The sequence below is a fragment of the Sphingobacterium sp. UGAL515B_05 genome (assembly GCF_033097525.1).
In the GTDB taxonomy this organism is placed as follows: domain Bacteria; phylum Bacteroidota; class Bacteroidia; order Sphingobacteriales; family Sphingobacteriaceae; genus Sphingobacterium.
The window spans coordinates 3,699,859-3,726,345 of the sequence record NZ_CP109907.1 but is presented as its reverse complement, the minus strand read 5'-3'; the positions used below and the strand labels follow the sequence as shown (position 1 = coordinate 3,726,345).

The 26,487-nt window shown below is 42.0% G+C and carries 19 protein-coding genes; 4 read left to right on the top strand and 15 right to left on the bottom strand.

Annotation, left to right across the window (positions count from 1 at the left end):
* Positions 1 to 119: 119 nt before the first annotated feature.
* On the bottom strand, positions 120 to 1,835 hold the full coding sequence (locus tag OK025_RS15220) for an FAD/NAD(P)-binding protein (RefSeq protein WP_317664983.1): 1,716 nt from the start codon (positions 1,833 to 1,835) through the stop codon (positions 120 to 122).
* A 185-nt stretch (positions 1,836 to 2,020) separates the two neighbouring features.
* Between OK025_RS15220 and OK025_RS15215 the strand changes: the two genes are divergently transcribed.
* Together OK025_RS15215 and OK025_RS15210 are read left to right on the top strand one after the other, a co-directional pair.
* The gene (locus OK025_RS15215) at positions 2,021 to 2,509 is read left to right on the top strand and encodes a PA2169 family four-helix-bundle protein (RefSeq protein WP_083663697.1); all 489 of its coding nucleotides are present in this window, start codon (positions 2,021 to 2,023) and stop codon (positions 2,507 to 2,509) included.
* Positions 2,510 to 2,875: 366 nt separating this feature from the next.
* Entirely contained in the window at positions 2,876 to 3,769 is an 894-nt protein-coding gene (locus OK025_RS15210) for an AraC family transcriptional regulator (protein ID WP_317664981.1), read from the top strand.
* A gap of 28 nt (positions 3,770 to 3,797) precedes the next feature.
* On the opposite strand, the gene OK025_RS15205 is transcribed toward OK025_RS15210, so the two are convergent.
* From OK025_RS15205 to OK025_RS15175, 7 genes are all read right to left on the bottom strand, one after another.
* Complete coding sequence (locus OK025_RS15205; protein ID WP_317664980.1) at positions 3,798 to 5,288, bottom strand: tetratricopeptide repeat protein; 1,491 nt, start codon at positions 5,286 to 5,288, stop codon at positions 3,798 to 3,800.
* 445 nt (positions 5,289 to 5,733) lie between these two features.
* Positions 5,734 to 6,081 carry a hypothetical protein gene (locus OK025_RS15200; protein ID WP_317664979.1) on the bottom strand — a complete coding sequence of 116 codons (348 nt, stop codon included), beginning with the start codon at positions 6,079 to 6,081 and terminating at the stop codon, positions 5,734 to 5,736.
* 648 nt (positions 6,082 to 6,729) lie between these two features.
* The gene (locus OK025_RS15195; RefSeq protein WP_317664978.1) at positions 6,730 to 6,900 is read right to left on the bottom strand and encodes a hypothetical protein; all 171 of its coding nucleotides are present in this window, start codon (positions 6,898 to 6,900) and stop codon (positions 6,730 to 6,732) included.
* 50 nt (positions 6,901 to 6,950) lie between these two features.
* Positions 6,951 to 8,528, bottom strand: a complete 1,578-nt coding sequence (locus tag OK025_RS15190) for a hypothetical protein (RefSeq protein WP_317664976.1) — start codon at positions 8,526 to 8,528, stop codon at positions 6,951 to 6,953.
* 460 nt (positions 8,529 to 8,988) lie between these two features.
* Entirely contained in the window at positions 8,989 to 9,900 is a 912-nt protein-coding gene (locus OK025_RS15185; protein WP_317664974.1) for an alpha/beta hydrolase family protein, read from the bottom strand.
* Between the two features lie 76 nt (positions 9,901 to 9,976).
* Entirely contained in the window at positions 9,977 to 11,461 is a 1,485-nt protein-coding gene (locus OK025_RS15180) for a TlpA disulfide reductase family protein (RefSeq protein WP_317664972.1), read from the bottom strand.
* 228 nt (positions 11,462 to 11,689) lie between these two features.
* Complete coding sequence (locus OK025_RS15175) at positions 11,690 to 12,583, bottom strand: NAD(P)-dependent oxidoreductase (protein ID WP_317664970.1); 894 nt, start codon at positions 12,581 to 12,583, stop codon at positions 11,690 to 11,692.
* Between the two features lie 133 nt (positions 12,584 to 12,716).
* On the opposite strand from OK025_RS15175, the gene OK025_RS15170 reads away from it, so the two are divergent.
* The gene (locus OK025_RS15170) at positions 12,717 to 13,073 is read left to right on the top strand and encodes a helix-turn-helix domain-containing protein (RefSeq protein WP_317664968.1); all 357 of its coding nucleotides are present in this window, start codon (positions 12,717 to 12,719) and stop codon (positions 13,071 to 13,073) included.
* Positions 13,074 to 13,217: 144 nt separating this feature from the next.
* Here the strand turns inward: OK025_RS15170 and OK025_RS15165 are convergent, their stop codons facing one another.
* The 7 genes from OK025_RS15165 to OK025_RS15135 form a co-directional block, all read right to left on the bottom strand.
* Complete coding sequence (locus OK025_RS15165) at positions 13,218 to 15,617, bottom strand: PQQ-binding-like beta-propeller repeat protein (RefSeq protein ID WP_317664966.1); 2,400 nt, start codon at positions 15,615 to 15,617, stop codon at positions 13,218 to 13,220.
* A 116-nt stretch (positions 15,618 to 15,733) separates the two neighbouring features.
* Entirely contained in the window at positions 15,734 to 17,548 is a 1,815-nt protein-coding gene (locus tag OK025_RS15160) for a RagB/SusD family nutrient uptake outer membrane protein (RefSeq protein WP_317664964.1), read from the bottom strand.
* 13 nt (positions 17,549 to 17,561) lie between these two features.
* Positions 17,562 to 20,924: a TonB-dependent receptor gene (locus tag OK025_RS15155; RefSeq protein WP_317664962.1), complete on the bottom strand. Its 3,363-nt coding sequence runs from the start codon at positions 20,922 to 20,924 to the stop codon at positions 17,562 to 17,564.
* A 253-nt stretch (positions 20,925 to 21,177) separates the two neighbouring features.
* Positions 21,178 to 22,281, bottom strand: coding sequence for a FecR family protein (locus OK025_RS15150; protein ID WP_317664960.1), 1,104 nt, complete (start codon positions 22,279 to 22,281; stop codon positions 21,178 to 21,180).
* Positions 22,282 to 22,332: 51 nt separating this feature from the next.
* Positions 22,333 to 22,878, bottom strand: coding sequence for an RNA polymerase sigma factor (locus tag OK025_RS15145; RefSeq protein WP_317664958.1), 546 nt, complete (start codon positions 22,876 to 22,878; stop codon positions 22,333 to 22,335).
* Between the two features lie 303 nt (positions 22,879 to 23,181).
* Complete coding sequence (locus OK025_RS15140; RefSeq protein ID WP_317664956.1) at positions 23,182 to 24,681, bottom strand: alpha-L-fucosidase; 1,500 nt, start codon at positions 24,679 to 24,681, stop codon at positions 23,182 to 23,184.
* Positions 24,682 to 24,827: 146 nt separating this feature from the next.
* Positions 24,828 to 25,607 carry a hypothetical protein gene (locus OK025_RS15135; RefSeq protein ID WP_317664955.1) on the bottom strand — a complete coding sequence of 260 codons (780 nt, stop codon included), beginning with the start codon at positions 25,605 to 25,607 and terminating at the stop codon, positions 24,828 to 24,830.
* A gap of 518 nt (positions 25,608 to 26,125) precedes the next feature.
* Here OK025_RS15135 and OK025_RS15130 point away from each other — a divergent pair.
* A complete protein-coding gene (locus OK025_RS15130; protein ID WP_317664954.1) occupies positions 26,126 to 26,305 on the top strand; it encodes a hypothetical protein in 180 nt (59 codons plus the stop codon).
* The last annotated feature ends 182 nt before the right edge of the window (positions 26,306 to 26,487 follow it).

Here is a 26,487-nt window from a genome sequence, read left to right as displayed (position 1 = left end):
TAAGACAATGCCAACTGATGATCTAGATGGCCGCCAAATATAGCAATAGGGAGCTTAAATTAAATCCCGTATCGTACGGCCCCAACCATCTTACCGTATTTTAACAAAAACTTACGTATTTATCCCCCTTCAGCGATCTTGCCGGCAATGATAGCGGAGGTAGCGGCGCAAAAATCTAGACCCGAATAATCCGGATTATAGCCGCCCATATAAGGTACAGCCATCATGAAAAGACGTTGACTGGCGTTGCCGCTGTGGTCTACCAGCCGGAAGCTGTCGTCTATCTTTACCCCTGGTACCTGCAAAAAAATGGTGCCATCCGGAGCCACAAACATATGGTCGTTGCCTGCTAGCATTTGTTCTTTGGCCCGTTCCACTGAACGAAATCGCAGGTAAGCTGGACTGACATTACCATTGTCGACTAAACTCTTGAAAGGAAATTCTTCAAAGTCCAAGGGTCGCTGTCCTACACAATCCACAAATGTCTTATAATGGGTTTTTACTTCTATCCCAGATTCATCGGTATAAATATAGTTAGCACCGCGGTCGCTCGCGGGTTCAACCCGACTGTCCGTACCCACATTGACCACTTCCAGCCGACCAGCATCGTGCAGTGCGAGGAGCTCACGACTGGAACTCTGCGGCACAAAGGCGATGACAATGGAAATCAACGGCATCAGTACTTTTTTTAGACGCAGCATATCTTCGGCAGACATATATTTAGCCGGGTAATTCAGGGTAAAGCTCAAGGCAGAAAGCACTTCTTTCCAATAGATAGACTGGCGCCTTCTGATAGATTTCAGCGCTTGTTCGTGCTCCTGGCGAAATCCCTCGAAGGCATCTTTCTGTTCCCTTAAACTGAGTACTGCTTCTACAAAATCTTCCAGGCTGAGTTTTTCCACAATTGCATAAAAGTCGGGATCCTTTTCCTTAAACTGCGCTTTAAAATTACGATCGAACAAAAAATCCAACGACACGAAACCTTCATTTTCAAGTCTGTTAAGCATAAGTTCCTCTTCGGAGATCAAGAGCTTGTTGGCTAAGAAAGGTTCTTCCTGATGGAATCGGATCGCAGGCAGAAGACCACTGCGCGTATGCATCAATAACTTAAAATTTTCACTTCCCGGGTCGATCTGATACCTTAACTCACCTGTCTCCAGCGCCTCAAAAGACCCATTATGACGTGCTATTGTACGGATAGCATCGATTGCCGTGAGCGAAGCGCCACGTAAGCCTACTGCATGGTCTGTTTTTAAGGCGAGCTTTGACGGCGGATAGGGTGATTCAAAATAATGCTCTACATTGCCCTCATACCTGGTTGGCCATTTATGTCCGGTACAGATGATAACCTTGTCTACGATATAGGTATCGGTGCTGCCGACCATGATTTTAACCTGCGTCTGGTTTTCCAGGTCAATGATATCGCTGACCTGGCAGCCGAGATGAATCTGTGTTTCTATCCCCTTTTCATCCGCCATCCGTTTCAATAGCATAAACTGCTCCGATAGGTAGCGGCCAAGGAGCAACCGTGGCACCACCTTGTGGCGATTAAAATCGTCAACATCGATTCCATAGCTTCGAAGCGCGGTTTCCGATAAGGATTGAACATAATCCTCAATCGTGGAGACCAGTGCGGGAATTTCATGATCCGAGACATTAGTTAGATGCTCAGGTGTAGCACCTTCGTAGCTATAAGGCATCCCTGCCCCCAATTGCTTGCGGGACTCGAAAATAGATACTTTGAGACCGGCTATATTCTTTTCGACCAATCTCTTGTACATAAACAGGCCACTGGGTCCACCCCCGATAATGGCTACATGAATGTTTTGTTGCATAGTTTTCGTTGCGCTGCCTAAAGGACAGTATTCGGTTCTAAGAACAAGGGTAAATTGCAGAAAGTTTTAGGCCCATTTATTCCCGGACAATAAAAAACGGGATAAATACGGGCCACGATTTAAATACCTGAATCTCGGATTCTGCAAACGATCATCAGGTACCTGCTGTTTTTCGAATAAACAAAATGATAACAAATAACAATATTATGGAAAACAACATCAACAATCCGGAGATCATCAATGACATTATTAAGATCAACAACGACCGCATCGAGGGTTATAAAAAAGCTATTGATCTGGCGACAAGTCATGGTTTAGATAAACTTATACCAACATTTCAAAAATTTATCGGACAGTCGGAAGAATTTATTGCCGAGTTGACACCTTATGTTGAGCTTGAAGGCAAAGAGGCGACGGATAGCACCATGCTGAGCGGCAAGCTTTTCCGTGCCTGGATGGGCATAAAAGTGAATATCACGGGAGATGACGAAAGAAGTCTGCTCGAAACCTGTGAGCAGGGAGAAGATGCCTTCAAATCAACTTATCAAACAGCTTTGGCTGAAGGATCGGAAGAACTTTCGCAAAATGTTCATAGCTTGATCAATACACAACTCAGCAAGCAGCTCGAAGCGCATAATATCATTAAAATGCTGCGCGATAGCAAAACCCTCTAAGATTGAAATAGTAAGTTTTCTTTTTCACGAAAAATACCGAAGTGTAATCCCTTCGGTATTTTTTTGTGTTTCGACTTCGTCATTGACTCATCTTAGCCAGGAATGTAGCGCTGCTTTTGCTAATTGCTTCCATTTCTCCCGAACAGAGATTGTTGTCGTAACCATAAGCGGAAAAAGGGAATCTGAAAAATCATATGGTATAGCAGCATTGACATAAACGGTTAAAAAAAGTAATATTTTACATGATTTTAAGCCTTTAATACATGGCTTTTTTGGTTAATAATGCGTCTTTTGAGATACAATTTCAAATCAATTATAAAGATAGGTACACGCTGCCATTATTTCATTAAAATATTTTCAGCATTTATGAGACCGGTTTATACGAAAGCACTTTCAAATTTAGGGAATAGGATTTTTGAAATTCGACGAGAAAATTGCGACAAATACCTCTCCGAATATCATTTTCACAGTGAATGCCAGCTTACCTACATCATCAAGGGTAATGGGCAACGCTGCATTGGAGATCATCTGGAAGACTTTGAAAGCGACGAGCTGACATTTACCGGCCCGGGCTTGCCACATGTTTGGTATAATGCGCAGGGTGATACCAGCCACGAACCTAGCGCACAGTCTATCACCTTACATTTCGATCCAGAAGCCCTACTGTCTTTTTGCCCCTTATTAGTTGAAACGGCCCCGCTGCATGACTTCCTGGAAAGATCGCGACAGGGGATGTTATTTTATGGACAAACAAAAGATGCACTCAAAAAAATACTACGAAAAATGGTCGGCGCCTCCGATATGCAAAAAACAGCCTATCTATTTGAGTGCTTGGCTACCCTTCTTCACACAGAAGAATATGCTGTACTATCGGATAAGTCTTATAGCAATGGATCACCGCGCAAGGACGGAGAACTTATTTTTAACATCTACAATTATGTTTTTGAAAATTTCAACAATGAAATTTCCTTAGAGGAGGCAGCTAAATTGGCGAACTTGACCAAGCCATCCTTTTGTCGCTTTTTTAAAGCACATACACGAAAAACATTCTCAAAATTCGTCAATGAAGTAAGGATCAATGAAGCTTGCAGGCTGTTGGTTCAGGATGAGAACCCGATCACCAATATTGCCTATGCATGTGGATTCAACTCCCTGCCCAACTTCAACAAGTTTTTCAAATCCATTAAAGGGATTACCCCTTCCGATTATAAAAGTAAGCTTTTATCAAATAAAGATTGGCGAGCAGTGCCGACCTTGTAAAAAAAGAGCTGTTAACATTGCTCTTTTTTTAGCCCTTCGGTTCCAATGGGCTAACGGATGTTCCAGCTAGCTCACGCATCCAGTTATTGAAATCCACATCTGATGGTATATCGAACTTTTTACGCAGTCTATTTTTACGGACCTGCACCGCCCTGATCGTCACAAAGGTGTATTCCGAAATATTTTTTGTCGAGAAGTTGAGAAATGCCATGGCACAGAATTCCAATTCGGTACTCCGAAGATTAGCGTCAAATGATTTGAGCGCCTGGATAAACTGTGGATACAATTCAGTAAATAAAATCAAAAATTCAGGGTTGTTGCTTTTGGCCAGGTCTATGAGTGTATTGAATTTATTTTCCCCGATCTGTTCGGTCAGTTCCCTATTGATTGTTTCGGTTTCCTGCAATGCCTCTACTTTCTGTACCAATATCTTCCTGTTGTGCTTCGACCGCCAAACAAAAAACGAAACAGCAACAAGCAGCAACAATAGGGCGTTAAGTGCAATTGTTCCTGCCCTTGACACTTTGGTATTCGATTCCTCATCTTTGAGTTTCAAAATCTGGTTGAGCACCTGATCAACGACCTGTCTATTTTCGCTCTCAAGCGAATCAGTGAGCCGGCTAAAAGCCATTTCATATTGATCGGCTTTAGCTTTATCTAAGTTGGTTGAGCGGTAAAAATCGGCTAGCTCGCGGTAAGAATTTTGCATGCCTATTCTGCTACCAGCTGCCCGCTTTCTTGCTAACCCCTCCTCATAGAACACCGCAGCCTTTTTTAAGTTTCCTCGCTTTTCCTCTAAAATAGCTAAAGCATCATACGTATTCAGCACAACAGGAATGTTATATTTCTTTATTAGTTCAAGTGATTTGTCGAGATATAGTTGCGCTTTGGGCAAATCGCCTTTTTCAGCAAACAATTTTCCGAGGTTTTCATAAACAATCTGATAACGCATAGCGGCATCCTTTTCAGCAAATACCTTTAGGTTATCCAACTGTAGCTCGGTATATTTTTGCATCGAATCCAGTTGCCCCAGACGTTGGAAAACAGTACTTAAGTTTTCATAGTTAAACTGACGGGATTTTACCTGCTTTTCACCAGTCAGCTTTTTAATAAGCTCTTGTTGCAAGTGAAATTCCCGAAGAGCCTGCTGATTTAGCAGGAGACCACCATAAGCCCGTCCCCGTAAGCGACGGACTTCAGATTGCAGGAAAATTTCATTCTTATAATAATCCGTGGTTTCAATACGGTCTAGTTGTTTTAGCCCTTCCTTAAATAAACCTGCTGTCACAAGTCCTTCCGCTACATAAGAGCCGGATTTTGCTTTTCCTTCGTCGTAGTCAGCGGCATTGGCGATATTAAGTGCTTTTATTGCCGTTTCGATATAGGTTACCAAATTCCCTTTCTGTGCAAATTCCATCGATTTTGCTAAAAGTGAATCAACTTCTTGCTTAACGCGATCAGCTGCAATTGCCTGAAACGTGAGTAAACATAAAATGAAAAATAAAAATTGCTTCTTCATGGTAACAATAGGTCATTTTCAGGCATCTCTCCCTTGCCTCTCTTGCTAGATTTTTTTGTATCTTCGAATAGCGTGTGCAAATCTAGCTATTTCGAGAAATTAAACCAACATTAAATTGGTACAAAATAAATTCAAATTCCAATACTGTCACCTTCATATTCTTAAAAGAAAGATAGTTAAGAGTACGGCACGATCACGATACGCATCATATTTGATTAATATGGCGCATTAATAGCAAGCGCATCGGCCAGAGAAATGCGATAAAGATCGTATTGAATTACAATAATTTATTGAAAGCAAAGATAAACAATCGTTAAACACGCCGATTAAACTCAGCTATCACAAAAGTATCACACATAGAATAAATATCCGAACCTAGAAATTACGACTGGATCCCCTCGAATTGCGATAAATGGAAATAAAAATATATGGTTTGCAATTTATTTTAGATCGTTTCAACAGAATGCTCTTGTTTATTAAAAGGGTTTCGGTGAATCTGATCGCGCATCCAATTGTTAAAATCTATATCGGAGGCGATGTTAAGTTTTTTGCGCAATCTATTTTTACGTATCTGGACAGCCCGCACCGTTACAAAGGTATATTGAGCAATGTTTTTGGTCGAAAAATTCAGAAAGGTCATGGCACAGAATTCCAGTTCGCTGCTGCGGATTTTTGGATTTATTGTTTTTAATGAGGCGATAAACTCGGGATAGATTTCATTGAATAAAGCCAAAAACTCGGCATCATTATTTTTCGCTAGAGCAATTAGATCAGTAAATTTATTCCTTTCCATTGTACGTTTTATTTCTGTAAGTTTTATCCTTGTTTATTCTTGAGATCCTTACCATGAACTCCATAACTTCCAAAAAACAGACTTTTATTTTTCCCTTTAAGGAGAGTAGAGCTATTAAACTCGACGGGGCTCCATCTTCCCCATCGAGTAAATCCAAATATATTATCACGAACCTTCACGCAAATTGGTCCGGGCGATAATTCATTATTGTAATCATCAGGGAACTTTTAACAGCGCATTTTCAGCTATACATTTATCCGCCAATCTCCTTTTCGAAATACCCTCCCTGATTATCTTCACAAATATTTAGATTAAAAGAAAGAAACAAAAAAAACAGCCTTTCACATTGCTATCACACTTAATAAATAACTGATAAACAAAAAGTTAAAACCAATACATCTATATAACCAGTTAACTTCCCGTTCAATCCAGTACGCGCCCAACCGCCGAATTTTCCACCGATGTAAGCCGAGTGTTGGTTTCTCGCTTCATTGGATAAAGTTCCCTTCCAAAAAAAACTCGGCTGAGATCTTTTAAATCCCTGCCGAGTAGTATGTCAAAATAGTTGTTCTGAATCTTTATGCCGAAAATTGCAATTCAACAGCTATTTATCTCAACCTAAAATCTGTCATCTTAGACAGCCCTACCTTACCAATTAATGGTTCGATTATCGTCACCCGCATTGTCCCATGACTCTTGCGGATCGGTACTATGGATCGTATCAGGAGCTGCCGACCCCGCTGCGATACCTTGCTCCAACTCTACTGTCGTTGATTCAACGCGTGGACTTATATAAACCTTCTTTTCTGTATTTTTCATGATTTGATCTTTTATTATCGGTACTCCAAAGAATAAATTAAATTTTTAGATTAAGGACAGGCAACTTTTTTTCTGCCGCTACCTGCACCAAGCATAGTTGTTTTACCTTGCACTATCTGAGTAATTTTCACCGTATTTGAAGTCGAACTCCAAGGCACAATATTAAATGTACCAGCTGTTAAAACCAATGGATACAATTCGCCACCATTACTTTTACTACCATACATACTTACCTTACCATCACGAGCAATGACAACACGAATAATTGGATGAGTTGCTGTACCAACCATGTTATAAATCTGAGGAATATTAGCCCCACCTTCGGCGTTCGCTCCATTATAAATACTTCCGTCCGCAAATTGTACATTTCGGGGTGCAATGGCGATACCTGCTTCAAATTGAATCTCTTGAGTCGCTAATTTGACTCCATTTACTTCCATATTGAACGAATTATCCAATTGCTGAATATCGAATACAAAACCATAATCTGCCCCTGGTGCCGTCAATGTTCGGGTAATCACTCCCCCATTAGGTACAACGACTCCATCAACGTTCGCACCGTTGTTCCCATTATTATTGGCAGCGGGGTAATCCCAATTCAAATTAGCACCACCAGTTACTTCCTGCGTACAGGTTTTGAAGTTCAGGTTCAGGTTATAACGTTGTCCTGGAACAATATTTAAACCTGCTACAGATACATTATTCTTCGTTTCACCATCGATTGTGATGGATCCGAAATTAAAGACACCATTTGTTGCACTTGGATGTATCAATACTGTCGGCGTACTAGACACAGTACGTAATCCAGCAGCACCCAATGTCGGAAATATAACATTGGCTGTAGCTGTTGATCCATTGTAGGTAATTGTACCATCCGCCAATTTTAAATTGGCACTTGGATGCGTCGGGTCAATAGTTGTTGAAGCCAGGTTTGTAATGGCACCCGTCATTTCTGTCGCCATGCTCAGTTTGGTCGTTACTTCACTGTATTGATGCTTTAAGACAACATCGAGATTATTGTCGCCAGCTTGAACAGTAAGATCCTTCTTAAAGTACATCAGGTCAGCACTGATATTATCCAGACTGGCTGTTGCCAAATCTGTTTGTGCCGTGACCGCAGGTACCGTAGCGGTACTGTTCACCGAATAGGCTACGAAAGTGTAGGCTTGTCCGGCATCCAGCGTGATATCGCTCGTATTGTCTACTGTGTTTGTATAGGTCTTTTCAGTCACATAATCACCGCTGTTATTATAGACAACGATTTTGTATTTGACGTTATCGCCAAGTGGAGTACGCTCCTCGGTTACCGCAGCGCGATTTCCGGACGAGGCCCGCAATAGGTTGCCACTTGTTGCGGACGACTCGTTCGTCAACGTTGCTTCAAAAGAACTTGTCTTCGTAAGCGGTACTACAATGGTCTGATTGGATGCTGTCGAGCTACTTCCGTTGCTCGCTTTCTTTGTTGTAACGACAGGATTTTCTACCCCGAGTAAATGAATGCTTACATTCGCTTTGCCACTCTGGGCTACACTGTCTTTACTTTCCTTACATGCGTATAAAGAACCGCAGATAAGTGCCGAAAAGGCTAACGTTTTCCAACCGCTTGTTGTTCGAAATTGTGAAATCATTTTGGAAATGGTTAATTAAATATTAATGTATTTTTTATGATTTTAGAATGAAATACTTCGATTCGATTACATGTCAACAACACCAGGTTCTTCCATGCTTCAAAACGTTGCCACAAAGATTAACATTCGAGCAAAAAAATAAAGAAAAAGCACCTATCACATCGCTATCACACTTTGCTTAACAAAACATAACAAACTAATTATCAATAATATAAATAAAAACAAAACAGATTAACTTAAGGTTATATTCAATACAAAAGAAAAGTTATATTATTAATAAAGGGATAAATATTATCCATTTATTACCGAAAGCACAGCATTGGTTTTCTGATAGCATAAGATCAATAGGGTATAAAAACTAAAAGGCCAATCCTTTTGGATTGGCCTTTTCAAGCTGTTATTCAATTTATCGTCTTTCGAAGTTTTTTTGTTTAAGTTGGTTCGGTTTACCTATTGGTCGCTACCTACTGCTCGCCTTCAATATAAAATTGATAATGGGACTTGGATCCACCAGGCAATGCGGGTGGTGCCCGACGTCGGGTTTATGGATGATCTCAATACGACCACCTGCGCGACGGATCTCCTCCGCAAATGGCAAGGTATTTTCAGCGATAGGCACGACATCGTCCTTATCGCCGACAACATGGAGCAATGGTATTTTGAAACCTGCAATGATTTTGGCTTTATCAATGGGTGCATCCGCAAATGCCCAAGCCTGTGTTTCGGTCAATCCGTAGTCTTTCTTAAAAGTCTCCCAATCCGGTTTACTTCCTTTTCCTGTAGTTTTGCCACCGGGCCAGCTTTTAAAATCCAATACAGGCGCATCGGCATAGATCGCATTTACCCGATCAGGATAACGTAGGCACCAATTGTAGATATAGACACCACCCCTGCTCATTCCCTCCATAGCCGATTTTTTACTGAGCCCACCTTCCTGTAACTTTCGGTAAAATCCATCCCAGATTGTTAGCGCTTCCTCATTGCCAAAAAGCTCGGCGACATCACAGTATACCACATGGTAGCCGTGCTCGAGCAGACCAATATCGACCTGCGGTTCGTGCCCCCAAAAGCGGGCGCGCCATACCCAGGGATGCCCTACCGCCGTCACTTTTGGCCGAATGATCTTCGCCTCGCGTCCTTGAAACAAAAAACTATAGCCCTCGAATCCGTGGAAATCTAAGTTTGAGGCACCTAATTTCATATTTTCGGCCAGATTAAAATCGTCCACTCCATTTTCCCCTGAAGTGATCCGATCTGAACTCGATTTGCGCTGTCCGATACTTGGCCCAGCAATAGTCAATAATAAAACAAATAAGCCGTAATGTAGGGTACGGTTTAAGTAGCAAATTTTATATTTCACTGCTTTTTTCATGCTTGTTTTAGGTTCCTAAAAAGTTCAATACCATTGATTTCCTAAATTTATAAAAATAAAAGAATCTTCCATTCCCTTATTTATTCAGCGCCTTTTCTATCCAGGATTTGGCAGCCTCAGCCTTGTTCTCGGGGGAGACAGCACGATCAGATAAGTTTCCTGCTTTATCAAAAACCAGATAGCTCGGAATAGCATAGTCAAACTGCTTGATAATTGCTTCAAATTGTTTTTTATAGAGGTAATAATGATCGCCTTTCAACAGATTTGTAAACTCCTGGAATTTTTTGCGATCGGAGCTTTCATCCGTCACATACACAAATACCACATCATCGCGATCGCTATACTGTTTCTTTACTTTTTCCATTTCAGGAAAAGATGCAATGCAGGGACCACACCAGGTCGCCCACAAATCGACCAGTACCACTTTTCCCCGATAGGGTTTGATCAACTCTTCAATAACCTCCTCTTTTTCGACTGCGAAAGGAAACATCGTGACCTTTGAATTGGATTGCTGTTTTAGGTGCACATTTTGTTCATCCTGATAAAGAAGATATTCGCCCAGGTCTTTAATTGTAAAACTATTGGTTATATCGTATTTATCTTGTGGACTTAACAGATAACCCTTGTTCATCTTTTGAACAAAGGCACTTGCTGTTGCCATCTCATAAAACAGGTTGCCCTGCCCTTTAAATATAGGATCAAAGCGCTGCTGCAACTGTTTTCTGAAGGCTCTAGGCCCAACCGCTGTAATATCTGGAAGATGTAATAGCGTATCTTGTAGGACAGCAGCCTGAACACTCGAATACACAGAATAATAGAGACTCATCGTATCCTGGTATCTGGGGTTAAGGATATCGCTGTAAAACGAGATATCCCGTGTTGGTACCATTGGAAACTTGGTAGAGTCCAGTCCAGCCTTTTTATTGTGCTCATACACAATAGCTGCATAATTTAAAAGAAAGCTTGGTACCTGAAAACCTTCAACGAGTCGGGTATAGTATTCCCTGAGGAATCCCGAAGTTGTATCTGCGATCAGTTTCTTTGTCATCTCTTCCGTCTGGCCCAAAAGGTATCTTTTAAAATCATTAGCTGACTTAAATGGTGTTTTTATATTTTTTTTATCGCTTGGATAAGTAAACAAGCCCATCAGCAATTTTTCCTGCTTTGCCGAATTGTCAAAAATCTCCTTAAACGGCCCCTGATAATGCAAACCGCCGTTTTCACCATTCTGAATATCAACGGTTAACGTACCTACCTGTTTTGGTATTAGTATAAAAGCTAGGTATTGCCCATTTAGCCGCATATAGACCGCTGAAGGTCCAAAGGAATAGGCTGATGCCATTAATGTAGAATCATTTACTTGTTTAAAGGGCAATGGTTTATCCTGTTGGAAGGAATTGCTCATGAACGGAATAGGCAGATCGAGATCTTTCACATTCTTATCGCCTCTAACCTTAACGACCAAGGTTACAAAACCACTTGAAAGCGAAGGGCTTTGTGCAAAAGTACAACTCAGTAAAAGGATGCACAAGAAAAAGGCACAGCTCATTTTTTTTAGCATAGCTCAGAATTTATATAGTTTACAGGGTCATTTACCCTCTAATTTAAATAATATTTTAAATTAAAAGCAATACACCCCAGCTTTATTTTAAACAATTTTACCCCAATCCCGCTCTTAAAATCTGATGTCCAAAATAACAATATGGATACTCTTAATTCGCTATACCCTCAAAACAGAACAAGGCCAGATCTTCACGACCCGGCCCTTAAAAAAATTGTATTATTGCCGCTATGCCTGTTGCCGTAAGGTTTTGATCACTGCCGCAAACTCTTCCTGTCCATAACCTGCAAGCTCGGCCCTTTTCAGCCAGTTTGCTGCAAACTGTGGGAACTCCGTATTGATACCGCTTAATTTTGCTGTCGCCAGAATCCGCTCGGTCGCTTCCACTGAAATGGACAGTGGACTCTGCGAGATGCTAAAATCACCGCTAGCGATCACCTTCCCTTCATGTTTGAGAAATTCGCCCATTCCCGGAGCGATCTCCGCAATGATATTACCGTATTCCTTTACATCAAAATTCTCCGATTCGGCAATAAGTGCGCCGTGCAGAAAACCCGCCGCCGCACCATAGATGTACGAGAGCGTAGCGGTGTCCATGGCCGCTGCAGCCCCGATATGCTCGCCAAGGTATTTGAGATTGCCACCCAAAATCGTCAATCGATGCAACAGTTCCTGATATTTATCGGTATTGCCCGCGAACAAGATGGTGGTATCGGGTTGTGCCATCTGCTCTGGCGCTACCTGTATGGCCCCATCGATATAGACGGCATTTCTTTCCCGGAACCACATTTCACTTAAACGCGCTTCCTGCGCGGTACCCGTAGTCAACTGCACAATGGTTTTGCCCGATAGTACATCATCATTTTCGAGCGAGGAAAAAAGCTCCTTCGATACGCTGTAATTATGGACGATCACGATACTCACAGGACTTGCCGCAAGGGCTTCACGCACTGTTTCAGCAGGTTTGGCACCTAGTTTTACGAGCGGATCTGCTTTCGCCTGCGTCCGGTTAAATACTGTTACCTGAAAACCTTGCTGTATATAAAGCGTTGCTATTTTAATGCCCATAGGGCCCAATCCGATAATGCTGATTTGATTTTTTGATGTTTCCATGTATTTCATTGAATTTGTTTAACAAGACAAATATGGATACATCCCCGTATTGTCACAATAAGGGAAAAAGGATTCATCCAGGGAAAAATTATTCCCTACCAAAGGCTAAAATTCAGTAGATTTATTTCAAAAAAATAAGATTATGTATAGCAGAAAGATTCCCGAAGACCTCGACTGTGGTATTGTGGTGACGATGAAAATACTGGGCGGAAAGTGGAAAGCCTGTATCTTGGATGGCATCCAAAAGGGGATAAAACGTCCGAGCGAGCTGCATCGCGCAATCGGCGATGCAAGCCCGAGGGTTATCAATATGCAGATCCGCGAACTGGAAATGATGGGTGTCATCAGCAAAAAGATTTACCCCGGGCTTCCACTTAAGGTCGAATACAACCTGACCGAATTGGGCAACAGCCTATTGCCTGTCATCGCCGTCATCGACCGATGGGGTATTGAAAACAATCATCTGATCGAAAATTTAGGCGAGGTAACCGTTGGCTGATACCTCAAACAAACGCCATACTATTCAATCAGGTTTCTATATAAATTATTCGGGAACTTTATTTAGAAGGCCCCTTCGATGATAAGTATTATTTAGATTATTCTATTTTATGTAAGTGGCATTTTATGGACGTCCAAAATTACCTCATTCGGTTTTACCCATCGTAAAACAGTATATATTTCCTGCAAAATCAGCTACATAAACCTTATTTCCCTGAATTGTAACTTCGGCCAATATCGGCGTGCCCAGGTTTATTTTTTGGACGAGCGTTCCTTCCAAATTCAATACATATAGATAACCATCCGATCCACCAAAAAACAGTTTTCCGGCCGCATAGCGAATACCAGATTCAACAGTACCCACTTTTTTGTGTAGATCCGGTGTTGAGTAGGCAGAAGTATAGATCAGTGCTTCTCCCGTCTGGAAATTCCATTTTTCCTTTAAGCTGCTGCGATCAAAAGCCTTTACGCCGTTGGTCGCTGTCGGCATAATCAGTAGCTGCTCAGCCAACAGTGGCGAAGCCATCACTTTAAAATCGTCTTCGCTCTGCGTCTTCTTGATTACTGTTCCTGTCTTCTGATCTAACTGAAAAACATTGTTCAGTCCAGCGACATAAAAAGAACTGCTATCGGCACTGGCTCCACCCGTTCTAAAACGCAAACCATCTTCATTTCTTTTCCATATTAGTTTTCCGCTTCTGCGATCATGTACAAATAAGCTATTCCAGTTTGCGCCAGTAATTAAATAATCGTTTGTGCTGAACAGCTCTCCGGGCATGCCCTCACCTCCATTCCAATCCCGGTTTTTCCAGATGATCGTACCATCATCAGCTTTTAATGCCGACAGATAATTTCCTGCACCGGTATAATAAATACCATCATCAACAACGCCAGCGCTTACATATCCTGGGAGCCTTCCGCCACTCAAATCTTTTTTCCAGATAAGTTTACCGTCCTTTTCGCTAATCCCATAAACTGTGCCACCCATGTCTGTCGCCAGTATCAAGCCATTGCTATAGGCCAACTTCTGCTTAACGGAGTTCTGGGTATGGAAAGTCCAGATGGTTTCACCGGATTGGGCTTTTAAGGCCTGAATTTTACTTTTACCACCAATGGCATCATCGATACTGGCCACATATACCCGCTGTCCCTGTACCAGAGGTGAGCTCTTCCATACATTAGACCCCAAGTTTTTTGACCAGGTCAACTGGAGCAAATTTGGTGAAGCAGGTTCGTTATTCCATCCAAATTTCTTCAAGGCTTGCGTGCCATCCCCATAATTCACTTCCAGCAGGATCGTCTGCTTTTGATTCATCGACGCAGTGCCCATAAGCGTTCCACGCCAGTTCCAGTCACTCGCTTTATTCAACTTGGCCGTTTTTAGGACACAGCCCTGTTCATTTAATAACTTGGCATATACAGAAAGAACAGATTTTTCGGTATGGTATACGCTGGCGCCAATCTCCAGCTTTTGTCCGTTTGAAATCTGCATCAGCCTGCTCTGCGGATAAATCAAAGCGATATGGTCCGACAGATAGGGATATTTGGGGGTGATGTTCCTTACCCCATTTTTATCCATATCAATAACCATAAATTGCGCAACAGAATTGTCTATTCCACCTTTGTTGGGTGCATTTGTCGATATCACCGCTACCCCATCCCTACTGCCAAAACTATAATTGTTGTGCCAATGCCCATACAGGAAAGCTTTCAGGTTATGCTGCTTTAAATCGATAGAATCTGTTTTTCCTTTCATCACGAAATCCTTTCCTACAATCAGGTCATGGTTGATAAAAACCAGCGGTTTATCTTTCGCTTTCAGGGCCAGATCCTTTTTAAGCCAGGCGATGACCTGATCCTGATTATAACTCGGTGCATAGTCGCCTCCAGGCATCGGGGTTACGACAAAGTATGCCGGTCCGGCCTCAAAGGAATAATAAACTGGCCCAAACAGATCTTCAAATAACTTCTCGCCATACTCCCCTTTGACTAGGTCGTGGTTACCTACCGTGTAGTAAGTAGGAACGCCCATGAGTGCTGTATTGACCTGTCGGGCATGGAACTGCATACCCGGTTCGTAGCAGATATCGCCTGTATGCATAATGAGTGCGGCCTCTTGTTGTTGAGAAAACTTACGGATGTTGTCTATCCATTCGCCATACAAAGGTGTTTCGGTGTCCGTAATCTGGATAAATCGAAGCTTATCCCCTGTCTGCTTTTCATCTGGAGTTAAACCAAAGTCATAACGTTTTAATTTAGGGTCAATCTTGATGTAATGCGTACCGCTCGCTTTATATCCAGCGGGGATACGTACAAAAAGAAATTTTGCCTTTTCATTCTTGTTCAGGCTAAAGCTACCATCGGCAGCTGTTGGGAAAACTTCATACCCATCCGATATGACAATGCCCTGCATTCCTTTTTCATTGCCATCCATCTTTTTGTTCTTATTGCCGTCCAAAAAGACATGCCCCTGATATTGTGCATACATCGCGTTACTGCATAGCAGTAAGAGCAGAAGTAGCATTTTTTGTACTGGTCGTCTCATGTTAAAAAATTAGCTATTCAAAACTTATTCGCACTATATAAGGAAAGATAGGCTCCTTCCCACCAATCGGAAGGTACCTATCTTTACCTAAACGCTCTAAAAAATAATACATTCAACTACCAGAAATTTGTCTGTACCAATTTGCTGCCATCCAGCACCATTTGGCTATTGGCTACCGGATAATAGTAATATTTGGGTTTTTCAAATGTTTTCTTTTTATCCCGTGCTACCGTAAACATAATATGTCCACTGTTGCCATTTTCAAGATAGATAGACGTATTATTGCCATTGGCATCCTTTAAATAGTAAAGGGAAATACTCTTTTTTTCATCTTCCGTCAGATCTTTGATCGGACCGGTATCTTTTGCAGATTCGAGTATCGCAATATCCACTTTTCCGTCGCCGGTTACGTCCATTGCTCCCAAACCCTTTACATACATACCCTGTTGCTGATCGGCCAGTCTTTCGCCCACTTCCCAGCGAAAGACATCTCTGTAGCGTTGGCCTTCACAAGCCAATTCAATACGTCTTTCTCTACGGATTTCCAGAATAAGCCCGACATTCCCGCCTTTCACATTTGAGTAATAAGCTTGTAATATGGGATCTACATTGGCATTTGCTTCCTCCAGCTGCATGGCCGGCATACCCACACGTGCACGCAGCAGGTTGACAGATTTGTCAAGATCAGCCTGGCTCGTGAGTATACCCAGTTCGGCCTTCGCTTCTGCAAAGATTAAAAGAATTTCAGCGTACCGAAACACAAAAGCATCTGTATAAGCAGCTTCCCAGCTAATCATATCAGCTATTTCAGGGTAAAACTTGATCTGATTATAGCCCCCTAGGGTTGGCTTGAGACGCTGTGGTGTTGATGCATTGACAGCCTGGAAACCCGGTTTCATAAATGTTTGCTCAAAACGCGGATCACGGTTAACGAATACCTGATCAATATTCTTCGTTTTATAGTCGGCCTGTTGCGTAAAACGTTTGCCGTCTTTCATCAGATAACTCTCCATCAGCGTTTGGCTTAATGCCCATTCGTAGTCCAATACGGTATGTGCATTACGTCTTCTTCCCAGATCCTTATCATAATCGATAAATAAGATGGTTTCGGGATTTGCCTGTAGATTTAGGCTGATAAATAGATCCCGATAAGCCCGGTTGACACCCCCTGCATTGCTGATCGAAAATTTAGCCGATTTCATAATCTCTTCTGCCGCGGAAACAGCCCGCTGCAGAAAGGTATTGGCCGATCCACTCAGATTCAAATAGCTGTGGTATTTGCGGAAAGTCCCTTCCTGTAAGGCAAACTGTGCCAATTGTGCCAAGGCTCCCCACTTGGTGACTGTAGATTTGTGCCCGTCCGGTTTAATATTGGCAGCCGCAAATTCCAGATCCGCCATGATCGAATCTACGACAAGAGACCGGCTATCCTGCTTCTTGTTCAAGAGTTCAAGATCTGAGGTTCCCATGGTCTTACCATACCAGGGCACATCACTATACTGATTGACCTTATCGATGTAAAAACGTGCACGAAAGAACCTTGCGATACCGATATAATGGTTTACATCGGTGGCGCTAGCTCCCTTTACACGACCTGCATTTTCCAGGAAGAAATTGATATTTCGCAGGGCAGACCAGCTCCATACCGCCGCATTCTGAGCACTTACCCCACCGCGCATGATCTCATCAATGGTACTTCCAGAATTGTGATGCGCCAGGTTATCTGTCCCAAGGTCCGCTATCGGCGAACTCAAACTGCCATAAAAACCATCGGTATATGTTTTCAGATCGTTTACATTGCTAAAAAACACCTCCGGAGTAACCGATGTGGTGGGATACCGATCCATAAAATCATCGTTACAGCTCATGATGAGGAACAAAACCCCCAGCAGCGCTCCAATCTTGATTAGTTGTCTTTTTATATTTTGCATGATAATAGTCATTTTAGAAATTAAAGTTTAAGCCAAACGAGTAAGTCCTTTGGAAAGGATATGCCGTCCGATCACCAACAATTTCAGGATCGAGATAATCCATTAGTTTTGTAAACTCAAAGAGGTTTTCACCACTGACGAATAGACGTAAACGGTCTACGCCCCATCTATCTGTGATAAGCTTAGGAAGCGTATACCCGAAGGTCACGTTCTTCACCCTTAAATAGCCTGCATTCTGCAAATATTTGGTCTGTGTGGCAGCGAGTTCAATACCGCTCTGCTCGGCCACATAAGATTTTGGTCTTGGTAAGTATGCATTTGGATTTTCAGGTGTCCAATGGTCCAAATTAAATTTGGTCAAACTCGCCCAAGGTTGCGCATAAATACCCCAAAAGTAATGGTCACCACCCGGAGGGTAATAATTTCTTCTTCCAACTCCCTGTAAGAAGACACGCAGATCAATACCGTTCCAGCTTGAATTCAGATCTATTCCATAACTATAACGTTGTCTCGAATTTCCGATAACCTTATAATCGCCATGATTGTCCAAAGTCCAGTCGCCCCGGTTTATTTTACCGTCACCGTTGATATCGGCAAACTTAAGATCGCCCGGTTCTAAGCTTCTGGTACCGGGATAAGATGTAACATCATTTTGATTGGCATGGGCCTTGATCTCTTCTTGTGACTGAAACAAGCCCAATGTCGTCAGTCCCCACATTTCACCCAATTCCTGTCCGACGTAATAATCGTTTAAGTTATTTTTAGGATTGTTATATTTTGTAATATAAGCCCTGCTATCTGCGAGGTTAAGTCTTGCCGAGAATGAAAATGGTTTACTGGCGACCATAAATTCTTTATTGTAGCCAAGTGTCAGCTCCCATCCGTTTGTTTTTAGGTTGGCTGCATTTTCAAGCGGCACGCCAGTACCCAACACGATCGGCAAGGTACGGCCAGCTGTCAACATATCTTTTGTATCGCGACGATAGATATCAAATGAACCAAAAAACTGATTTTTAAACAGGCCGACATCTACCCCAAAATTGGACTGCGTAATGGTTTCCCAAGTTAAGGTCGACGACACTAAACCCGGACTACCGACGATAGGTACAATCTTGCCATCCAGAATGGCTCCACTTCCTTTGGACATATTCGCAATATAAGGGTAGTAGTTATCCCTTAAATCCTGATTTGCCAATGAGCCATACGATCCCCGCAGTTTAAAATTAGATACGGTCCCTTTAATTGGCTGAAAGAAATTTTCTTGCGAAACTACCCACGCAGCGGATACGGAAGGGTTGAATGCGAATCGGTCCTTTTTAGGAAATCTAGAAGAACCATCGTAGCGTAAATTAGACTCGAGGATATACTTGTCTTTGTAGGTATAGTTCAATCTGGCAAAAGCCCCGCGAACTGACCAAGCATAATCAGAAGCACCAACAGAAGGCGTTTGACCGGTAGCAAGTCCGATCGTTGGCAGCGAATTGGAAATTAACTGATCCCGGGATGCGGAAAATGACTCATAGATCCGTTCCTCCTGGTTGAAACCCAACATCACCGAAAAATAGTGATCTTGGAGTGTGCGTTGGTATTGCGAATAAATGTTGTATACATTATAACGTGTTTCAGAGCTTCCATTGGATGCATAACTGTTAAAGTTTTGCTTATTCATTACATTAGGCCCAGTACTGTAAGTCAGCGGCAACTGAAAGAAATGCGATTTTCCTGAAATCCGTCTAAAGGTTGCGTCCCCATTTAAGGTCCATACATTTTTAATGAAGTCGATTTTTGCACCAAAGCTGGTCTGAAAGTCATTATTTCGACTAATGCTTCGGCCACCTTCAGCCACAGCACCGATCATATTCACTCCAGCTTCGGTATAGGTACCATCCGGATTGTAAACTGTATTTAATGATGGTTGGCGGTTGACATTATGCCAATAAAGATAGCCCTGATCAATGGCCGAAGGCTGATCATATTTGTCGTTTGTAAAAGTGGTATTATTGGACAAGGTAAACCAATCCGTAATTTTATAATCGCCTTTTGCCCTGAAATTATAGCGGTCATAGGTATCCGGGCTAATGCGGAGCATACCATTTTGTCTATAATATTCACCTGAGAGATAAAACGAAGAACGTTCATTCTTTTGCGCAATGCTGATGTTGTTGGTATAAGAAGGCTGGATATCTTTATAAACTTCCTTAAACCAATCTGTAGAACCCAAGTAGATATAAGCATTTGGATTTTGCGGATCTACAATTACACGCGGTAAAGATGGGTTTTCGCTTAACTGTTTTCCATATTCGAGCATTTTCTCATCGTAAAGATTATACCAGGGCGCAGACATAATATTTCGATATTTCATTACCTGGTAAGGATCGTCCTCAATCTCTACCGTACGTGTAATCGCTTTGGCACCAAAAATCGAGTTGGCAGTCACCTTGATATCTTTCGTTGTACCCGATTTGGTGGTCACCAGTACCACACCAAACGCCGCTCGGCTACCATAGATTGCTGCCGATGCAGCATCTTTTAACACCGTGACGCTTGCAATATCCATGGGGTTCATGCGGTTGAGCTCATCGTTGGTTGCCGGCACCCCGTCAATCACAATCAGCGGTCCACCACCCGACAGCGATGTATAGCCACGCACATTGATGCCCGGCGAGCTATTTGCACGCCCCGATGTTGGTGTAATGTTCAGATTGGCCATGGCCCCCTGTAAGGCAGAACCGACATTGGTAATCGGCCTGCTTTCCAGAAACTTTTCGCCAATCTGATCCACAGCGCCAGACAGATTGATCTTTTTCTGTGTACCGTAGCCGACCACAATAACCTCGTCGAGGTGAGACTCTGCTGTTTCCATCAATACATCAGCGCTGTTCTTGTCAGAGACATTTACTTCGGCATCTTTATAGCCCATAAAACGAAATAAAAGGATTGCCTTTTCGGGAACGCGAATGCTATAGCGTCCATCTCTATCGGTCCGTGCAGATAATCCCGTTACCCCCAATACAGTGACGTTTACGCCAGCCATTGGCCCGGAAGCATCCCTTACAACACCTGAGATCTCACGGTCCGTCTGCTTTTTTTCTTTGATGACAATGGTACTGCCCATGATATCAAAGATCAGATTACGTCCACGCAATGCCTTCGCCAGGGCAGCCCTCACGTCAGATCCGGCCACGGAAATATCCACGCGCGAGGCATTTTCAAATAGCCGTTCATCATAAAAAAGACGTAACCTGGTCTGCGTGGAAATCTCTTTCAGAACAGTTTCAATCGTAGCATTTTTCAAGGATAGATTTACTTCTTGCGCATATCCTGATGCTCTAGCACCAAACGTAAATGCCAGCAGCAGTACACAAATCAACTTCATAGTCAATATGACTTTAATGCTTAGGGTATAAGAATGACTTCTCCGGTCCCCCCATGCTATTAATGGAGAAAAAAATTTCATAACTTTGAATTGTTAAGGGTTTAATAATCTATAGAATTCGTACTTCAATAAATTTGGCTCTTTACAACAGGGGATGCGTCAACATCCCCTTTTCTATTGTATTGGACCTTTTGGTTAATTCGTCTGGTTATATCATATTTTATAAATTTTAATTGTTAAAAACTGAATTGTATTAACGAATGAATATCTGCCGTCCCTCGATCTCAAACTTTCGATTTGTGGTATAAGCCAGAATTTTCAATACTTCTGAAAGTCTAGCGTCACGACTAAGTGTTCCACTGAAACGATTGTCGAGTGCAATAATCTCTTCTGCATTGACGAAATCCACATTGTACCAACGCGAAACCTGACTGATAATCTCCTCCAAGCTATTGCCATCAAGCAGAAATTCACCACGCTGCCATGCCGTGTTCTTCTGTATGTCTGCTGGTTGTATACGTATATTATTGGTACTGACGATCGCTTCATTGCCCGGAGAAAGATAAGCTTCGTGCCCTTGGCTTATAATTTTGACTTTCCCTTCGACCAGCGAGGTACTAATTTCTTTGTGGTAGGCATTTACGTTAAAGCTGGTGCCGAGTACTTCAATGACGGAGTTTTCGACTTCGATACGGAAGGGTTTGCTGGCATCTTTGGCAACCTTAAAAAAGGCTTCACCGACCAATTTCACCCTGCGTTCATTGCCAGCGAATTGATCTGGATACTCTAATTTAGAAGCCGCATTTAACCAGACTGTTGTTCCGTCGCTCAATACAAGGCTATAGGTACCCGCCATCGGCACTTCCAACGTAAGGTTTCCTTTAAACTCAGCCGGACTGCTATTTTCATCCTGATTTTCATTTCCCAATAGCTGGGTCTGTCCACTTGCATTGGAAAGCTTCGCAAACCGTCCACCCGGAAGAATATCATTTTTGAACATGCCCGAGGTATCCGCAGTGATTGCGGCAATCTGTTTCACAGTGGTTGTCGGTTTCTGTTTTAGCAGTATTACAGTTGTCGTTAATGCAAAGAGAATTGAAGCCGCGATAGCCATCCGTTTCCAGGTAAATAGCTTCCGGGTAGATTTTGCCGTATTAACTTCGCTTTCAAATTTGTGCAGCAGTGCCTTTTTGGAGCGTCCCAATACGGCCTCTTTTTCTTCCATTGGCAGTATCGGTTCCTCCTCAAATGAAAAGAACCATTCGATCACCATCCGTTCTTCTTCCGGATTGCATTCTCCTTTGAGATATTTCTTTAGCAATTTTTGAGCCTGCTCTCTCTGATTATCTTCTGTCATATATTAATATAACCTCAGATAACTTGGCGTGGTACCGAAAAAAAATGACTTTTATTTTGCCTTAAGCTTTAATCGACTCAGAGCCAGCGAGATATTATTCTTTACCGTCTGTTCAGATATGGATAATCGGAAAGCGATTTCTTTGATGCTCAGACCTTCCACACGACTGAGATTAAATGCCGACTGCATGGTTGTAGGCATTTTGGAAATTTCATTATCCAGCATAAAGGATAGTTCTTTCACCATCAATTTCTCATCGCAGTTACTTGTACCGACAGGTTCATTTTCTAATGGAAGCACAAGACGTTCAAAATGCATAATCCGCTTTTGATCGCGCGTCATCCAGTCAATTACCTCATATTTGGCCGCTTTGAAGAGATAGGGATAGATCGAATCCTCAATTTGAATTTTATGACGCCGGTTCCAGAGAGATGCAAAAACATCCTGAAGGATATCTTCGGCATCTGTAATCGAACCGATACGCTTCAAGATAAAGCTTAATAAAGTATGGCCATAGCGATCAAACAACACGGAAAATGCCTGTGTATTGTTTTCTTTCACAAGATCAAACAGTTCCTTATCAGACAGTTCTTTCATGACGCATTGATTATATTTACGCTTTATGGGATTTCTAGAAGATTTATACAAAGGTATAATTGTGATGTTAATATAACATTAAATTGCGCATCGTGCAAGATCTTGTACAAATTTGACAGACTATCTATCAAAATTGTAACCACTACATCCCCCAAGGAACTTTTGGGTAAATGGTTACTCGTCAAGCACAAAAAACGAAAAGAAAAACCGATGGCGGAGCTGCTTAAAATCCAAACAAGATTAACTGCGGGCATAATGAAGTCCCACATTAAATACGTGTCCGTATGATGAATATATGTTGGATCACGAGACCGTTAAAGGCATATCAATTACATTGAGTTCATAAATAGAGGGCAGCCCTTTTGCTTTTAATACTTTTAACCGCAGCTTTGCGGACTGATAATGTCGAGGAAACCTGATTACCTTGCAATCTTCCATCGAAGTCGTGCCTAGGTAGATGGTTTTCCACCGGCCCCCTTCCCAAATTTGAATACAATATTCCTCAATCCGGTTGTTACGGATATTAGAAAAGCCATCGTTTAACTCTTTGGTATCTTGATATTCAAAAATCGATATTTTATTAAAACGTTTCGTCGGGTCAAGACTTATTTCGAGTGTGGCCAAGGTGTCTGCTGCAGCCCAGCGGCTATTTAATTTACCGTCAGTAACAGCCGAAGCTTCATAGCGTCCCCCCGTCTCTTCCAGCGTTGAGCTCGCAGATGCAGGTCTGAGCGCCGAAATAAATTCTCCATTTTGGGGGAGAGATTTATTCTTTTGGATTCCTAATCTTTTGCCAAGTTCGATCACTGTATTGGCCTCATATTCTCTAATCTGTCCAGTCTGGTCTGGTGGCACATTGATCACCAAACTATTATCATTGTATGTCGACCAATAGAACAGCTCCTCCAATTCGTCGATGTTTCTGACGGGAAGCTCTTTTGATTTTTGAAACCAGTTCCATCTGCTGCTTAAGCAGATTGTATGCTCAAAAGGCAGGTAATAAGACTTACCATTATGCAGGTATTGCTTTTTGTCGTATCTCGTAATCAGTTGCGGATCCCACAACCTGAAGTCCGAGGGAAAATAGTGAAAATAATACTTATTGTCTTCCGTCATTGCAGATGGCAGCGTGAATTTTCTTTTCCCCTCTTCATTAACAATGGTATGGTTAACACTGAAAGCACAATTCGGATTATAACTTTTCACAAGTTTGTAGAGCTGATCAATCCCCCAGTCTTTTGGTTCCCGATCCCATCCACCATCTAACCACAATTCACAGATCTGGCCATAATTTGTAAAAAGCTCAGTAAGCTGGTTCTTCATATAGTCGATATATTTTTGAGGATCCTTGTCTTTGTACACTGGTGCATGTCGGTCCCACAACGAATAATAGATTGCAAATTCGAGTCCGTACTTTTTGCAGGCATCGGCAACAGCTTTGACGACATCGGTTTTTACTGCTGTGGAGGCAACATCGTAATCGGTATATTTACTATTCCAGAGACAGAAGCCATCGTGATGCTTGGTGATGAGCAGCACATACCTAAAACCTGCATCACGAGCCACCCGCACCCATTGGTCGGGATCAAGATTTGTGGGATTGTATTTTTCTACGGGAATGCTGCCATCTGACCATTCCATATCCGCAAATGTATTGACACCAAAATGCACAAACATACCATAGCCACGTTTGATCATCAATTGTTGGGCTTTTGAAGGTTTGGTGGCCGGTAACAGTTCTTGGGCTGTACTTGAGAAACAGCCCATAACAAATAAAAGTGCCCATAGGGTATATGCTTTCATGATGCTAGATTAATTTTATAATGAATGATCAATTCGCTAAAAATAAAAGCTTCCACACACTTTCAATACCTCATTTATCGCATTTATTGAATTTATATTTGCATTTACCAAACAGACGTTGACTAATACCTCAAACAAACACCATACTATTCAATCAGGTTTCTATATAAATTATTCGGAAACTTGACATAGAACGTGTCGCCATTGTTGAGTATTATTCTTGTCATTCCATTTTTATAATCTTTGATATCTTCAATATCGGTTTTAACAAATTCTTCACCTGTACTCGGCCTATAAAATCTTGTATTGTTATAGATAAGATCTTGGGCACAGAACTTCATCCACGATTTTTTTATTAAAAAAATCACGATAAACTGATTGACTATAAAAATAGCGACACATAGATTTACGGGATACCCTACATTGAAAAATACGAGGGGGCACATAATAAATGAAAAAGTCAATTCTGGAACAAAACGATTGCTTAAGATCAGCTTTTTCTTATCCATGTTGAGCTTGAGATCCGTCTGTTGGACAAAATCAACTTCATCCCAATCTTTATCGAATAAAGAACGGTAGTCGCTATGCATTAACTTTACATAATAGGTACGTCCATCCAACAGATTAATTTTGGTAATTTTACCTCTCAGATCATCAATCAACGCAATATCCGTAACTGTAAACCAGGCTGAACTTCCTTCCACATGAAATTGTCCATTTTCGTAACTGAGATCTTCTAGCTTAAATAAGAGAGCCATATTGTTTCTAAAGAAAAGCAAATAGCCAAAACATAAAGCCCATACCAGCGCTATTAAGTTGATCGGATAATCGGCGGCAAAGCCCGCGATTAAAAAGCCGCTCAGTACAACAGCTGCAAAGAGCGGCATGCACCGATGTAAAGCTGTAAAATCCGAAGTCAGTTTCATAGGAATGTGATGAATTTAGCAGATCAATATTGCCTACCAATAGATTTATCGTTACTAAAATCGCTGCAAGATATAGAAAGTTCTGAAAAAATAAGTGTATTGCCGTTAGTTTCGGGCCTAGATTTGGTCTGTTTTATCCACCAGCTCACGCATCTAATTATTGAAATCCACATCCGAAGGGATATCGAATTTCTTTCGCAGCCTATTTTTACGGACCTGTACCGCCCGTATTGTCACAAAGGTATATTCCGAAATATTTTTTGTCGAAAAGTTGAGAAAGACCATTGCGCAAAACTCCAATTCGGTGCTTCTAAGATTTGGGGCATTGATCCGAAACTTAAACAATCGACAGAAAACAGGATCCTTACATCTACCCAATCCAATCTTCACAAACTGTCATTGCTCAATTTAATGATGAACTTGTGGTACAAGCCACGTTAACAGCGCAAACAGGATGAAACAATTTAGCATCAAAAGGTTTATCAGCTTCGACACGCGCTGCAAGTACTCCGGTTAATTTGGACAATGGCGCCATCTATCAAATAGCAGCCTATGATGCTGCCGGTAATTACAAAGGTACATCAGGCCAGCTCAGCTATTCGGCTGGCGCCAGCTGGAATATCAATTTGCCTGCAGGAGCCTATACCTTTGTTGCTGTAGCCGTTGCACAGGGCAAAACTTTCCCTAAGGTGCAATAGGAGGATATTGGGCTACTACGGCCGGTGGTGGAGCCGCAACAACCGCAGTGATCATTACCAATAGTGACATTACGATGCAACCTTATCACCAAAATGGTCAATTGGCCATCCGTTGTGTGAGAGACAAATAAGATCCTACCAGACTATTTACATAAAGATGGAGCAGCGACTAAGTTGCTCAA

What these genes read in the sequence shown, in the direction of transcription:
- OK025_RS15140 (WP_317664956.1), bottom strand. Translation starts at nt 24,681, where the DNA reads ATGAAAGCATATACCCTATGGGCACTTTTATTTGTTATGGGCTGTTTC.
- OK025_RS15160 (WP_317664964.1), bottom strand. Translation starts at nt 17,548, where the DNA reads ATGCAAAATATAAAAAGACAACTAATCAAGATTGGAGCGCTGCTGGGG.
- OK025_RS15145 (WP_317664958.1), bottom strand. Translation starts at nt 22,878, where the DNA reads ATGAAAGAACTGTCTGATAAGGAACTGTTTGATCTTGTGAAAGAAAAC.
- OK025_RS15135 (WP_317664955.1), bottom strand. Translation starts at nt 25,607, where the DNA reads ATGAAACTGACTTCGGATTTTACAGCTTTACATCGGTGCATGCCGCTC.
- OK025_RS15200 (WP_317664979.1), bottom strand. Translation starts at nt 6,081, where the DNA reads ATGGAAAGGAATAAATTTACTGATCTAATTGCTCTAGCGAAAAATAAT.
- OK025_RS15150 (WP_317664960.1), bottom strand. Translation starts at nt 22,281, where the DNA reads ATGACAGAAGATAATCAGAGAGAGCAGGCTCAAAAATTGCTAAAGAAA.
- OK025_RS15175 (WP_317664970.1), bottom strand. Translation starts at nt 12,583, where the DNA reads ATGAAATACATGGAAACATCAAAAAATCAAATCAGCATTATCGGATTG.
- OK025_RS15190 (WP_317664976.1), bottom strand. Translation starts at nt 8,528, where the DNA reads ATGATTTCACAATTTCGAACAACAAGCGGTTGGAAAACGTTAGCCTTT.
- OK025_RS15180 (WP_317664972.1), bottom strand. Translation starts at nt 11,461, where the DNA reads ATGCTAAAAAAAATGAGCTGTGCCTTTTTCTTGTGCATCCTTTTACTG.
- OK025_RS15215 (WP_083663697.1), top strand. Translation starts at nt 2,021, where the DNA reads ATGATAACAAATAACAATATTATGGAAAACAACATCAACAATCCGGAG.
- OK025_RS15195 (WP_317664978.1), bottom strand. Translation starts at nt 6,900, where the DNA reads ATGAAAAATACAGAAAAGAAGGTTTATATAAGTCCACGCGTTGAATCA.
- OK025_RS15185 (WP_317664974.1), bottom strand. Translation starts at nt 9,900, where the DNA reads ATGAAAAAAGCAGTGAAATATAAAATTTGCTACTTAAACCGTACCCTA.
- OK025_RS15210 (WP_317664981.1), top strand. Translation starts at nt 2,876, where the DNA reads ATGAGACCGGTTTATACGAAAGCACTTTCAAATTTAGGGAATAGGATT.
- OK025_RS15170 (WP_317664968.1), top strand. Translation starts at nt 12,717, where the DNA reads ATGTATAGCAGAAAGATTCCCGAAGACCTCGACTGTGGTATTGTGGTG.
- OK025_RS15155 (WP_317664962.1), bottom strand. Translation starts at nt 20,924, where the DNA reads ATGAAGTTGATTTGTGTACTGCTGCTGGCATTTACGTTTGGTGCTAGA.
- OK025_RS15205 (WP_317664980.1), bottom strand. Translation starts at nt 5,288, where the DNA reads ATGAAGAAGCAATTTTTATTTTTCATTTTATGTTTACTCACGTTTCAG.
- OK025_RS15220 (WP_317664983.1), bottom strand. Translation starts at nt 1,835, where the DNA reads ATGCAACAAAACATTCATGTAGCCATTATCGGGGGTGGACCCAGTGGC.
- OK025_RS15165 (WP_317664966.1), bottom strand. Translation starts at nt 15,617, where the DNA reads ATGAGACGACCAGTACAAAAAATGCTACTTCTGCTCTTACTGCTATGC.